The organism is Levilactobacillus tujiorum (assembly GCF_012641185.1).
In the GTDB taxonomy this organism is placed as follows: Bacteria; Bacillota; Bacilli; order Lactobacillales; family Lactobacillaceae; genus Levilactobacillus; species Levilactobacillus tujiorum.
Window position 1 is genome coordinate 81,152 of the sequence record NZ_JAAXLK010000009.1, and the last position, 13,524, is coordinate 94,675.

Sequence of the window (13,524 nt, forward strand, 5' to 3'; positions counted from 1 at the left end):
AAACTGGCCGCCTTACCGTTCGCCAAATTTGAGCTGGAACGCTGTGGGCAGGACGGCTCGAGCCATAGAGCGGTCTCGAACCTCGCTTTGAGCCGAAAAATCACGTCTCAAAGACGCCATTTACCAAGAGAAACGCTTGGTAAATCCCACGGCTGAGCTCAAATTTGACTCACTAACGGCTACAGAAGAGTTGCCACTCCACGACTGAATAGACACTGTTATTGTTAATCCAGGTGTTTAAGGGTAGCTTGGCGTTCAAAGACTACCTTTAGCTAGAACTACCAATACGACTAATTTAGCCGTGCAGGTGGCATCGCGAAGCCACCGTACCTAACGACAACATAAAGGAGCCGCTGCAATCATCCAATTGGATGGCCGCAGCGGCTCCTTTGAACGTAGATTCAATTTTTCAGTGTCAGTTTACTTAGCTTCTTCCTCTTCTTCAGCGTTTTCAGAGTGAATTTCAGCTAATTTGGCAGCGTTGGCGTTCACGCGCTTCTTACTCAATGGGTAGAAGAACAGTAAGACCAAGCCGGCCAATAACAGACAGAAGGTTGGCACACCAGTTGCCAAGGTGTAAATGTGGTTGATAACCGTGGAGGTCTGTTCAGCACCACCACCAGTGGAAGACTTGTAACCGATGAAGGTCAACATGAACCCACCGAAACCACCGGCGATCGCTTGGGCAATCTTACGGGTAAACGTCCACATCATCCAGTTTCTGAACGAGGCTAAAGAGTTAGTTTAGCCTTTAAAACAAACTTTTAACGGGTTGACGCAACGCCACTAACAAGCGATCCACGTTGTGCTTGGCCGCGAAAACGACCCGATCCGCAAACAGCGTCGTCGTCCGTTGAGCTCGGTACATCACTTGTTGGCGCGCGCCCGTCTGCGTATCGGTGACGACTGCTTCGGCCACTGGATCACCGGCGTCCACCATCCCCGTACTCAATTGCGTGGGCGTAAGCTTGGTGCTGACCTTAGTCGTCAGGTTAGCCGCCTGTTCCTGATACCAGACCCCGGCCTGCGAGGTAACTGGCGTGGCTGCCACCGTAGTAGCTAGACCATTTGCTAACGAGATCCGTTGCTCCGTCAGCGGGGTGGTTTCCAACCGATATTTCTGCTTTAACTCCTTAATCAGCTTATTCATCGCTGAAAAAGTGGTGTCGCCACCCACGATCGTCGCTACCATCCGTTGACCATCCACCGTGTAGGTCGCCGTAAAACACAGCTTGGCATTCTCGGTATACCCCGTCTTGAGGCCGTCAATGCCGCTTTCTTTCTTATACTGCGGCTTCCCCGGTAGACAACTATTTTCATTAAAGATTTTAGTGCCGTTGATGCTGGCTTCCGTCTTGCTGGCAATGTCTGTAATCTGTGGATCAGCCTTCAGCAGTTGCTGGGCAACCTTGGTGATTGCCTTAGCTGAGACCAGGTTCTGTTCATCTTTTCCCGTATCCGGCAACACGAGATTGTAGTCCTTCAGATCGGAATTATCGAGCCCCGAAGAACTGATGAAATGAGCTTCCAAGCCCCACTCCTCACTCTGCTGGTTCATCAACGCGATGAATTTAGCATTACTGCCAGCAACAATCTCGCCTAATTCAGTCGCCGCACTATTAGATGAGGCGACCATCGCTGCGGTCACGAGTTGCCGCACCGTAAATTTCTCGCCTGCTTTCATTCGTAAGGACGAGTACGCATAACTATGACTTAATTTAATCAAATTCTGTGGCATGGTCACTTCATCATCCCAACTAATCTTACCTTCATTGATGGCGTTGACGGTTAAATAAACCGTTAATAGTTTGGATAGTGATGCAATTGGATATCGTTTGTCAGCATTTTGCTGATAAAGTACCTGACCGCTATTAGCGTCCATCACGTAAGCCGCGCGGGCTGGTACCTTACTGACGGTCTTAGTCGCCGCCTGGGCTGTCCCCGGTGCAAGGATGGCCGCAATGATCCCGACCATAGCAATGGTGCGTAGCCAATGTTTTAAAAGAACCACGAGCACACAAGCTCCCTTCATTACTAATTATCTTTCAATTATACAAAGTGTACCAGCCAAAACTATGGTTCGGGTGAATCTTGCGTAAATTTTAATTTCTTATTATTGAATTTGTAACCGGACTGTCTTTTAAACGCGTAGGATAACTTTTTCTTGACAGCTTACGATTACAGATGTAAACTCTATTCATCAATTAAATTACAGTTGTAAACGAAAAGGAGTGACGCAACATGCCAACTACTGATATCACCGAAACCATTACCAACGCCGAGTGGTGTGTCATGCGGGTTGTCTGGACCCTGGAAAAAGCCGACAGTCATACGATTATTGACGTCGTCGGTCAACAACATGATTGGAAGGCGGCCACCATTAAGACCTTGATTGGCCGCCTCGTTAAGAAAGGTGCCCTAGCCACCACTAAGAGTGGCCGCCAATTTATCTATACACCGCTCATTGCCGAGCAGACGGCCATGGATAACGCTCTGACCGATCAGCTCGACCAGATGTGTGCGATGTGTCGGGGCCAAGCTTTCGTCCACGCCCTCGACCAAACCGAGCTCAGTCAAGCTGACATCCAAGAATTAATTGATCATTTACAAGCAAAATTACCCACAGCACCAGCCACAGTCGCCTGTGACTGCCTGCCTGAGGGTTACGAAGGGAGTTGCTAATTATGAAAGAATCTGAACGCCACTTAGGCATGACTCACATGAACATGCAACACGATATGAAAGGAATGGATCACAGTCAAATGTCCCACGATGAAATGAATATGAGTCATATGGACCACCACGACATGAGCCATATGGATATGAATGATATGGACATGGATATGGGGGACGGCCACATGATGCATATGGGCAACCTGAAACGTAAATTCTGGGTGTCCTTAATTCTCACGATTCCCGTTATTCTGATGTCACCAATGATGGGAATGACGTTGCCTTTCCAACTCGTCTTCCCTGGGAGCGACTGGATTGTCGCCATTCTAGGAACGATTCTCTTCATCTACGGCGGTGCCCCATTCTTCAGCGGTGCCAAAGCTGAAATTCAAATGAAGCAACCAGCCATGATGACGCTGATTAGCATGGGGGTGGGCGTGGCCTACATTTACAGTATTTACGCCGTTATCGCCAACAATTTATTCCACGTCACCCCCACCGTCAATAATTTCTTCTGGGAATTGTCGACGCTGATTGTTATCATGCTGTTGGGGCACTGGATTGAAATGAATACCGTCATGAATGCCGGTTCTGCCGTGGATGCGTTGGGTCAATTACTGCCTCAAGAAGCCCACGTCGTCGACGACCAAGGTCAAGTCACGGACGTTAAATTGAGCGACCTACAAGTTGGCCAGACCGTATCCATCCGCGCTGGAGAACAGATTCCTGCCGATGCAACGATTGTTAGCGGGAGTTCCGACATTAACGAATCGCTGGTGACTGGTGAATCCAAGGCAGTTCGTAAGTCCGCTGGTGACGCTGTGATCGGTGGATCTGTCAATGGAACCGGCACCTTTACCGCTAAAGTAACGGGGACCGGTGATTCTGGTTATTTAGCCCAAGTCATGGCCCTCATCAAGGATGCCAAGAACGCTAAATCCAAGTCAGAAAACTTGGCTGATCGCGTGGCCGGCTGGCTGTTCTATGCCGCCCTCTTCACTGGTATTCTAGCCTTCATCGTCTGGTTAACCGTGGCTAATTTAGCTGTCGCATTGCCAGTTGCCGTCGCCGTCTTCGTCATTGCCTGCCCGCACGCTTTAGGCTTGGCAGTCCCATTAGTTGTCTCCCGGAGTACGGCTTTGGCTGCTCAAAATGGCCTGTTAATCCGTAACCGTACGGCCATGGAACAGGTCAACCAATTGAAGTACGCCCTCATGGACAAGACGGGGACGTTGACCATGGGTGAATTTAAAGTTAACCACTTGGTCAGCTTAGACGCCACTCATACTGAAGCTGACGTGCTCGGCTTGATGGCTAGCTTAGAGAATGGTTCGAGTCACCCACTGGCAACGGGTATTCTCACGGCTGCTAAGGCCCAACAGTTATCGTTAACGCCAGCAGAAGATACTCACCAAGAGACTGGTCTGGGACAATTTGGAACCATCGCCGGTACAACCTATGGCGTCGTTTCCGTTAATTATCTCGACCAACATCAGTTAGCTTACGATCACGATCAATTCACGCGCCTGGCTGGTGAAGGGAACTCTATCAGTTACCTCGTCGCTGACGATCAGGTGCTGGGTCTTGTTGCTCAGGGTGATCAGATTAAGCCAGCCGCGGCCAAATTAGTCGCTTCCTTGAAGAAGCAAGGCATCACGCCAGTTATGTTGACGGGTGATAACCAAGAAACTGCCGCTAAGGTTGCCGCAGCGGTCGGAATTGACGACGTTCAAGCACGCTTACTACCTGAAGACAAGGAACGTTTGGTCCAACAATACCAAAAGACGGGCAAGGTCCTCTTCATTGGGGATGGGGTCAACGATGCCCCTAGCTTGGCCCGGGCCGACATTGGGATGGCCATTGGTTCTGGTACGGATGTTGCGATCGAATCGGCCGACATCATCCTGGTTTCTAGCGATCCTGCCGATGTCATTCAGTTCTTAGACTTGGCTCGAGCAACCCACCGTAAGATGACCGAAAACCTCTGGTGGGGAGCTGGCTACAACTTAATCGCGATTCCTTTAGCCGCTGGGGTTCTCGCACCAATTGGCTTCATGCTCGATCCCATGGTAGGAGCGATCGTCATGTCCCTCAGTACGGTGATTGTGGCGATTAACGCGATGACGCTTAAAATTAAGAACGTTGCCTAATTCGCTGATCCTTCCCCTTTAGAGCTAAGGAGTGGAAGGTAAAATGCCTACCCAGTTACCAATATTGGTACTCGTACCATTAACTTAGACTAAACTGATCGCACTCCGGCTCTGGTTGTGTTCTACCATGACAGTAGTTGAGAAAATGTGACTACTTAGCATTTTCCATGCGATTGAGCACAACTGTGTCTAGTCCTAAACACCACTGTAGCCGTGAGTGAGCCAAATTTGAGCTCAGCCGTGGGATTTGCCAAGTGACTTTCTTGGTAAATGGCGCCTCTGAGACGTATTTTTCGGCTCGAACCGTCCTTCCCACAGCGATCCAGCTCAAAGTTGGCGAACGACAAGGCGGAAAGACCACCACAACTTAAGAATGTAAAAGTACCACGCCAATGAGTAATCGGCGTGGTACTTTTTGTATTCTAACGTTTAGCATGGACGGTCTCGATAAAATCAGCGAGTGGTTGCGGGTCCGTCAGTTGACGGTTACACTGCGCACTGTCGCGGCAGATGTAATTTCCATTACGGGTAAACGTCCCCAGCCCGGACCGCTTGGTCGTCGACACGAACAGTGAGACGTTGCCAATCGTTTGGCAAATTGCACAAACGCCCTTGACCGTCTTCGGCCCCATGTCGCCCTGAATGCCAATCAACCGATCATGATACGGTGCGACCAGATATTTTTTCTGGTTACCGCCATCATTCCAACCCAGGTAGGTTAATTCGTGTAAATCCAAATCCGCCCACTCAGGTTGCTTCAACTTCTTCACTTTACGAAACAGCTTGCTGAGTTGCTTTTGACTCAAGCTAGGAAACGGCACGACTAACGGCTCGAGGGTTGGCAAGAGCTTGGCCGCAGCCTCACGGGTGAGCCGATCAGGTTGTAACCGTAACAAGAATTCCTCAACAATTGGATTGTCTGCTGGTAAATAAGCAGAAATCCTTTCAATCGTGGTATCGCGCACCACGCGACGCATGCGTTTATCGTTCACAGACAGATAAGCACTGACTAAAGCATTGACCTGTTGCGTGATGTCACTATATTCGTAAGCGGTGATTGTTGGTTCCATAAATTGTTTCTTCCTTTCAGATTTAAACCAGACACTTCTCTGAAAGGGTTTTGCAGAAAAGTGTCGCTAACAGCCAACACTCTTCTGTACAAATAACGACGCCATCATCGTCAATCATCTCCTTGCATCCAGTCAAATGGCTGGATTGCATACCAGTATAGCGAAACAATTTACGGAGCGCAAGCTAAAAATGATCAATCATTAAACCATGCCGCTTTATCGCTGGCAACTAGTCAAGCGTTCACTCAATTTTCGCTCATCCCCAAATGCCGTAAAAAGTGAAGCATCTTGTGCCCGTTCAACGAGAGCACCATGACCGCCAGAATGATCAGCGCGCCACCAAAGAAATCGTAACTAGTCAGTTGAACATTCAAAAAGGTGACGGAAAAGACGGTGGCCGCCAGCGGTTCGAACGCATCCAATAGACTCGCCGTCGTCGGCAAAATATCCGCTAAAGCGTGCGCAAACATCAGAAACGGAATAACCGTTCCAAAAATAATGATGTATATCAATAGCCCAATTTCCGGCCCGTCAACGTGAACCGTTACTTGCCAAAAGGGCCCAAAAATATTTAAGAAAATACCGGCCACCAACAGTCCCCAGCCGGTCACTGACAGTGCGCCAAACTTAGGCAACAAGGGCCGCGGTATCAGCGTGTTCGTTGCCACACCAATCGCCGATAAGCCTCCCCAGAAGAGAACGACTGGGGAAATAGCTAAACTATTCAAGTGCCCGTGCGTCACAATCAGCAGCGTGCCAAAGAAGGCCATAATCATCCCCACGGCCTCGGGACGTGTCGGGGTGATCCGTTTAAAGAACAGGAAATACAAGCTAATGATGAACGGTCCTAAAAATTGAATAATAGTAGCAATCGGTGCATTGCCGTATTTTACCGCTTCAAAATAGCACAGTTGAACCGGAATCATTCCCAACAAACCATAGCTGACAATCCGGATAGCCGTTGGTTTTTGGCGCCAAATCTTTAACGGCTGGGCTCCCACAATGCGCGCGATGATGAGAAGAATTAACCCGGCACTAATCATTCTGATCTCCGATAACCACAGCGCAGTGACCCGCGAATTAAGGGTAAATAGTGAACTGGCGGCTACACCCGAGATTCCCCACAGCATAGCGGCCACACTAGCCAAAAAGATACCGCGTAAACGGTGCTGTTGCGTCATCGTAGTCCCTCCCCTTGAATTGCCAAACTTAAACTCTTCATTTTCTCAGTCCCTCTTATCACTTAAAATTACTCAGCACTGATTATTATAGCAAAGTTACTTTTCAATTTTATCCATTATTGATAGGATTAATTTTTGTAATCGCTTTAATTTAAGCCACGCAAATAGGCTTCCGCTTACACGAAAGCCCATTACGCCCAGCAACGAACAGTCACTAGCGAAAATGATGGTAGTCGCCTGACATTATCCGTCCTTAATTTTAAGCTGAGAACAAACCTCGGGAATCGTCTTCCCGTAGCTTTGGTAGTTATTTTAGGCCATTGCCTTCCGGAAACCTCGCCACATCATTCGGTTAGCTTAGCGAGTAAATTAAAACCCAACATTGATTTACGCACGAACTTTTACGCCCCATAGTGATCGCACCGTGATGCGATTTCGTTACAGATAAATGTTTGCGCTTACAATTAGTCCGTACAAATCCGTTTTTCTGTGCTACAATGGGCAAAAAGACTCGGAGGGACCCATCATCATGAAAACGGAAAAAGAAAAATTTCTCGCTGGTGAACCTTACAATATCATGGACCCAGAACTTGCGGCAGAAGAGACCAAGGCGCGACGGCTCTGCAAGATCATGAACGAACTGGACGACACCGCTTCAACTGAAAAAGAACACGTCATCCGCCAGCTCTTTGGCTCAGTCGGCAAGAGCCCCTGGGTACAGCCTAACTTTCGTTGTGACTTTGGCTACAACATCCATGTTGGCGACTACTTCATCTGTAACTATGACAATGTCATCTTAGACGTGGCACCAGTAACCATTGGTGACCACTGCATGATGGCACCCCACGTTCAGATCTACTCGGCCTACCATCCACTTGATCCGGCAGCCCGTGACGCGTTTACCGGTCTGGGTAAGCCCGTGACCATTGGCGATCACGTTTGGATCGGCGGTGGCGCCGTCATCCTGCCCGGGGTGACCCTAGGAAACAACGTCGTAGTCGGCGCTAATTCCACGGTTACCAAGTCCTTCGGTGATAACGTGGTGCTTGCCGGAAATCCAGCACGCGTTATCCGCAAGAATGTTCCTGTCACCGACTAACTGAAAAATCATCTGAAAAAACAAAAGGATCAGTCGGAAATTTCCAACTGATCCTTTATTTTAGCCAGGCTTAGGCAATCCAAGCCGAGTGAACGGGGATCTCAATCTTCCCCGCCGGCGTGATCGTACCGGCATAAGTTGCCCCGTGAATATCGAATTCTGCGACTAGCTTAAATTTCAACGTTTTAACTGGTGTGATGGACTGGCTACTTAGTTGTTTACCCGTAGCGCTGCGCGTGGTCTTGCGCACCGCTTGACCATCCTGATAATCGTAAATCAGCGTTTGTGCATTTTGTTTTAGCAGGACCACACGCTGAATCTGACCGCCACGCATCGCAATCCCAATCTTGATGTGCGCGCCAGAATCTAGGGTGGCTACCGTCTTGTTTGCCGTCAGCCCACCGCGTGTGAGCTCGCGCTTGACGATGTTAGGGTAAGTTCCCTTCACCACAGCATTGGCCGGCAACCAACCAATCGCTTTACCCGTCGCCGTTTCCAAGTACAGATACTGCTTCTTAGTTTTAGTCGTCAGCGACTGGATCGCGTACAGGGTCCTGTAACCATACGTGGTGCCGTAATGCACCGCTGCCGTCGTTCCTAGCGTTCCCGCAGGCATATTCCAAAAATCGTGAGTCGTAGTAGTGGTCCAATAGGCCGTCTTCTTTAGCGTCTTTAGTCGACTAATTTGCGGATGCGCCTTTAACTGGCTAAGGGCCACGTAGCCGCCAACCAATTTGGTATTGACCGCCTTACGCGAAGCAATCACCGTCCCGTGCTGCAACGGCGTCCGGGTGGTCAGATTCAGCCGCACGTAACGCCGACCCTTAATCTTAACCACCTTGTCGACCGTCCACAATTTCTGCTTGCTCTGTGCGGTCCCCAAAACCTTGCTATGAGCATAAGCAGCCCGGGGATAACTGTAAACCTTCGTTCCCTTAGCCTTAAACGTAAAAATCCGTTGTTGCGGATACGCTGGCAGTGTCACCCGCTTAGCTGCGTGGGCGGTCGTAACGCCACCCCACAAAGCCAAGCCCAGGCCACCAGCTACGGCAAGCTTGATCCATTTCATGATTGACCCTCCTCGTTTTTTCTGTCCTCAACTTACTCTTTCTTCAAATTAACCGCGGTCTGGACGAACCGTCTGTCTTACAAATTCTGACCCTTTTCCCAAGCCGTCTTGGATAACAACAAGCCCTGTTTGACCAAATCATTGAACAAAGCGTGCGTCCGCCGGGAAACTTCCCCCGCGGTTTCGGCATTGCTCGTCGTGAGGAAGTCCGGCGCATCACCCTTGATAGCAGCATCCGTGGCGGCTACACGTGCGCGGCCATAGGATTGACACCCCTCACGAAAGGCATTCACCGTTTCCACAAACTCATGGAAGTGAGGTTCAATCAACACGGACAAGGTCTTGTTTAACCAGTAAACGTTGTCCACGGAAACCTCGGTAGTCGTGTTCTTATAGTCTTCCGGCGTGTCCTTGATGTTGGTGAAGAACGGCACGTAAGGTGCATAGGCGAAGAAGCCCATGGCAATCCACTGAATAGCCGCATGATCAGGATCAACATCATTTCTAATCTGTAGAATTGAGGAACACTGGTTGCGGTCCATTGCGATTGGCCGGTACTTCTTCTGATCATCGGCCGATCCCGACGCAAACGTGCCAAATGGATCGTACGGCGTCCCGTTGTAGTGAGAAGACAAGAAGAATTCTACATCTTCAATGGCAATCTTCTTGCTAGGTTGCCGGGTAAATGGCATGTCCTGATCGGTCGGCTGCTGATCCGTAATTTCTGGGTTAAAGAGTTTCTGCCCGTACCAAGTCCGTGGCGTGTTGTAGTACGCGTCATCTTCACCGTGAGTCCCAAAGATCTCACGGAAGTTAAAGGTGCCGGGCGTCGGATTCAAGTGATACTTAGCCACAAAGTCAACCAGGTCCGTCGCCACTAAGAAGTTATCATGATCGTTCAAGTTAATCTCTTGCATTAACGTCTGGTTAGGGGCAATCGCGTAACTATCTTCTGGCAAGCGCATAGCTGCCCAGTGGTGTCCACCGGCCGTTTCCAAATACCAGATTTCATCACGGTCATTAAAGGCAATACTGTTGCTTTCGCCCGTCCCATACTTTTCCAACAAGGCACCCAACCGTTGGGCCCCTTCCTTGGCAGTCTTGACGTAAGGTAAGACCAGCGTGATCATGGCCTCTTCATTGATCCCATCATTAACCAGTGGGTCGTAGCCGAGCACGCGCGCATTGGTCGCCGTGGTCTCAGTCGCACTCATCCCCACGTTAAATTCATTAATCCCAGCTTCTTCGTATTGGCCGTCACTTTGATCAGCCTGCGGAGTGCCCGTGTAGCGGTAAGCGTGGTCCGGCAGGGAGACGTTAACGCCAGTCACAACTGACGTAAATTCAGCCTGTTTTTGGTCCGTGGCGGGATGCACCACAAACTTGATGGGGTTAATTGGCCCATAGCCATCCTCGTTACGCGCAACAATCGTGGAACCATCCATACTGGCGGCTTTACCCACTAAAATCTCGGTACAATCGGAACTTTTCTTCACAGTGTTCCGCCTCCTTTGCTTACCAGTATAGAATTATCAGGTGCTAAGGGCTAGGCTTTTTGCAAAATAATTATCACTGCCATCAAATTATGATCAACACCATTATATGATTTAAGTGTTATACCTTGAATTATCGGTTATTATACGCACTTCCCTGGGTAATTACGATCAAAAACCCTCGCTAATTTTTCCCAGCCCGCTGAATGGTAGGTGCGGTCCACGTCAAAGAGCCTGAAACAAACCTGTCTCAGGCTCCACTGTTATGTCGATCCGGATGAGCCTACTACTAGGCTCGGCACCCGCAACGCTTTTGTCGATCGCTCCGTTAAGATTCAAAGCCCTAGTCGTGCTGCTTACTTTAAATCTGTAAAACGTGTGATTCTCTGACAACTTTAGTGCAATTACCTCGTCTCAGGCCCTCTAAGGCGCATCAATCAGCTTCCAAACCAGTTGACCAGCATAGTCTCCCGCGACTGCATCCCCCGCCACTTCGAGTGATGGTCCCGATTGATCGTCCCACTGCCCCGCAATATCCGTTTCCTCGTCCGGTACTTGCGTCACATGTTTAGGAACCACTGGCACTCCATTGGCGTCAACAATCGCACGACTACGGTTACTGGCACGCGTGCTTTTCTGTGAAAAGAGTAAATTACCGCGTAGCTGTGCGCCACTCTTACTATTGATAAATGGTTGCTCAAGGGCCACATCTACCCGCCAGCTTTGACCAACCGCCCGATCGTCTCTGACGCCCAACTGCCAGCCATTATTGCGCTTAATTTGCAGGACGCCTCCGGTCAACCGCGTTTTCCTAAATGTTGCATCCTTAGGTAACTGCGTAAAATAAACCGATCCCGGTGCCCGCACTAACTGGATCGTGACCTTATTCGAGGTCAACTGACCAGCTTGATCCGTGGCCTGTAAGGTCAACGTATTTTCTCCTTCGACCAATTGACTGGGTTTTACCGTCAGCTGAAAGGTCCCACTCGGTTCACCAGCGACCTGGGTTCCCGCCAACTCCGCCATCGAAACTGGCTTACCGTCAATCTTGGCGACCAGTTTGTAATCAGCCAATTCGTCACTAGTAAATGCCTCACCGTTATTCGTTAGGCGCCCTTTAATCGTCGCCGTGTCGTTATGCGCCAGCTGATAGGTTGAGGCGCCCAAGTTAGCCAGCTTCAGCGCAACATCCCCACGAATATAGTAGCTCGGTAATGGCAACTTCGTCTGGAAACTGGTCCCGTAGAAGAAGCTATCGGTATCGCTGACCAAGGTCTTGTGACTAACCTTAGGCGCGACCCCCGTGACGGATACCGTGACTTTCGAATTATCTTGATTCATATTCTTCTGCCAAGTCTTCTTGATCTCCGGTTGAGCGAGTTCTGCTTGCGTAAAGGGTTCACTGATCGAGTCACCGTTATAACTGACCCCACCACTCAACCACTGGAGCTGGGCCGGAAGCGGAATCGTCATATTCAACGGTTTGACCTCGGAGCGACTGTTCTTAGTATCGTAATCGAACGTATATTGATACGTTACCTTTTCACCGGGGCTGATCGTCGTACCCGCTGAAATTTCACGGTTATGACTGTCTAATAGTTTGGCGTGGGCATCGATCCGTCCTAAACTGTCGGCACCATCAACTACCACTAAACCATTTTCACTAACCTTTCCGTTCCCTGTCGACCCGGTAACACCCCAGTAGGCATATTTTTGCGCCGCACTTACCCCTAACTCGTCTAAATCAATGGGAATCGTGTCCGCCACAATATCCATGCTAGTCCGAGGTTCATTCGTCTTGGGATCCCGGTCATTAAAAACGTAGCTCATGGTTTTATGCTCAACGTTCCAATGAAGTCCCAAATGGTGCCACTGTCCATCTGCCATATCCGCAACCCGCTTAGGTTGAACGTGGTTAACCGAACTGTATTCCCCATGATTCGTATAGCTGGACTTGTCAGCAGGATAGCCACTGGCGATATGCATACCGTCTCTAACCACCCCATCGGTATCAAAGCCATCCCCTGCGCCAGGAATTGTTGAAATATTGGGATGGGTATCGAACTCTAACGCCCAACTCTTCTGAACTGCCGAAAATGCGATCGTTCCGTTCAGTGCATTTCGATCATTACCCCAGACACCAAGCGATTGATATCCTGAACCGACCACGTCCGAACCCTCATTTTGGAACACGAAGGCCATCCCTTCTGCCGCGGCCGCATGTTTATTGCCAAAATACAACCATAATGAGATGTTTTCATCCTGCATGAGGTTGAACCGGTTATCCATGCGGGGCGTTTCAAGCGGGTTCTTGTTTTGGGGAGACCACGTTGCCGTCGACCATACCGCACCAGATTGGACATCGCGAGAATCAGTGCTATCACGCGTAATCAACGCAATCGACTTCGGTACCGTCTTGGAATCAATAATCTTCGTAAAATTATCACCATCGCCCATAGTAAACATACCATCTAGCGACACCCCTGGAGGTGCCGTATTCACCGCATTAACGCCATCCGCATCAAGCGTCATTGCAGCTGCGGTTTGGGCCTGAGCCCCCATCATCAGCAAACTCAGGCCACAAATAATCCCAGCAATCCACCATTTCATCCACTGTCCCTCCCAAAACTTGTCCAATAGCAACCTTACAGCTAGAATTATACAGATGTAAACTATTACTAGTCAATGGAAATTTTACATATAAATAGTTATATACAACAACTATTATAAAAGCGGTTTCTCATGGACGTTTTTTCGCCTTACCGTTCGTCAAATTTGAGCTGGATCGC

9 protein-coding genes and 1 pseudogene are annotated in these 13,524 nt (G+C 49.4%); 3 read left to right on the top strand and 7 right to left on the bottom strand.

Translation table 11 applies throughout. The features are described from left to right. Positions 1 to 420 precede the first annotated feature (420 nt). Together HF569_RS06035 and HF569_RS06040 are read right to left on the bottom strand one after the other, a co-directional pair. Positions 421 to 705, bottom strand: a pseudogene (locus HF569_RS06035) (MFS transporter); the annotation flags it as partial. Between the two features lie 46 nt (positions 706 to 751). Then, on the bottom strand, positions 752 to 2,011 hold the full coding sequence (locus HF569_RS06040; protein ID WP_168901707.1) for a D-alanyl-D-alanine carboxypeptidase family protein: 1,260 nt from the start codon (positions 2,009 to 2,011) through the stop codon (positions 752 to 754). 230 nt (positions 2,012 to 2,241) lie between these two features. Here HF569_RS06040 and HF569_RS06045 point away from each other — a divergent pair, with 230 nt between their 5' ends. Beyond that, on the top strand, positions 2,242 to 2,682 hold the full coding sequence (locus tag HF569_RS06045; RefSeq protein WP_168901708.1) for a CopY/TcrY family copper transport repressor: 441 nt from the start codon (positions 2,242 to 2,244) through the stop codon (positions 2,680 to 2,682). Positions 2,683 to 2,783: 101 nt separating this feature from the next. Next, entirely contained in the window at positions 2,784 to 4,823 is a 2,040-nt protein-coding gene (locus HF569_RS06050; RefSeq protein ID WP_408610787.1) for a heavy metal translocating P-type ATPase, read from the top strand. 422 nt (positions 4,824 to 5,245) lie between these two features. Here the strand turns inward: HF569_RS06050 and HF569_RS06055 are convergent, their stop codons facing one another. Together HF569_RS06055 and HF569_RS06060 are read right to left on the bottom strand one after the other, a co-directional pair. After that, the gene (locus HF569_RS06055) at positions 5,246 to 5,893 is read right to left on the bottom strand and encodes a FusB/FusC family EF-G-binding protein (protein ID WP_168901709.1); all 648 of its coding nucleotides are present in this window, start codon (positions 5,891 to 5,893) and stop codon (positions 5,246 to 5,248) included. Between the two features lie 245 nt (positions 5,894 to 6,138). Continuing rightward, positions 6,139 to 7,074: a DMT family transporter gene (locus HF569_RS06060; protein WP_168901710.1), complete on the bottom strand. Its 936-nt coding sequence runs from the start codon at positions 7,072 to 7,074 to the stop codon at positions 6,139 to 6,141. 529 nt (positions 7,075 to 7,603) lie between these two features. Between HF569_RS06060 and HF569_RS06065 the strand changes: the two genes are divergently transcribed. Beyond that, the gene (locus HF569_RS06065; protein WP_168901711.1) at positions 7,604 to 8,173 is read left to right on the top strand and encodes a sugar O-acetyltransferase; all 570 of its coding nucleotides are present in this window, start codon (positions 7,604 to 7,606) and stop codon (positions 8,171 to 8,173) included. Between the two features lie 70 nt (positions 8,174 to 8,243). On the opposite strand, the gene HF569_RS06070 is transcribed toward HF569_RS06065, so the two are convergent. The 3 genes from HF569_RS06070 to HF569_RS06080 form a co-directional block, all read right to left on the bottom strand. Beyond that, on the bottom strand, positions 8,244 to 9,242 hold the full coding sequence (locus HF569_RS06070; protein WP_168901712.1) for a GW dipeptide domain-containing protein: 999 nt from the start codon (positions 9,240 to 9,242) through the stop codon (positions 8,244 to 8,246). A 77-nt stretch (positions 9,243 to 9,319) separates the two neighbouring features. After that, positions 9,320 to 10,738 carry a C69 family dipeptidase gene (locus tag HF569_RS06075; RefSeq protein ID WP_168901713.1) on the bottom strand — a complete coding sequence of 473 codons (1,419 nt, stop codon included), beginning with the start codon at positions 10,736 to 10,738 and terminating at the stop codon, positions 9,320 to 9,322. Between the two features lie 420 nt (positions 10,739 to 11,158). After that, a complete protein-coding gene (locus tag HF569_RS06080) occupies positions 11,159 to 13,345 on the bottom strand; it encodes a lectin-like domain-containing protein (protein WP_168901714.1) in 2,187 nt (728 codons plus the stop codon). Positions 13,346 to 13,524 lie beyond the last annotated feature (179 nt).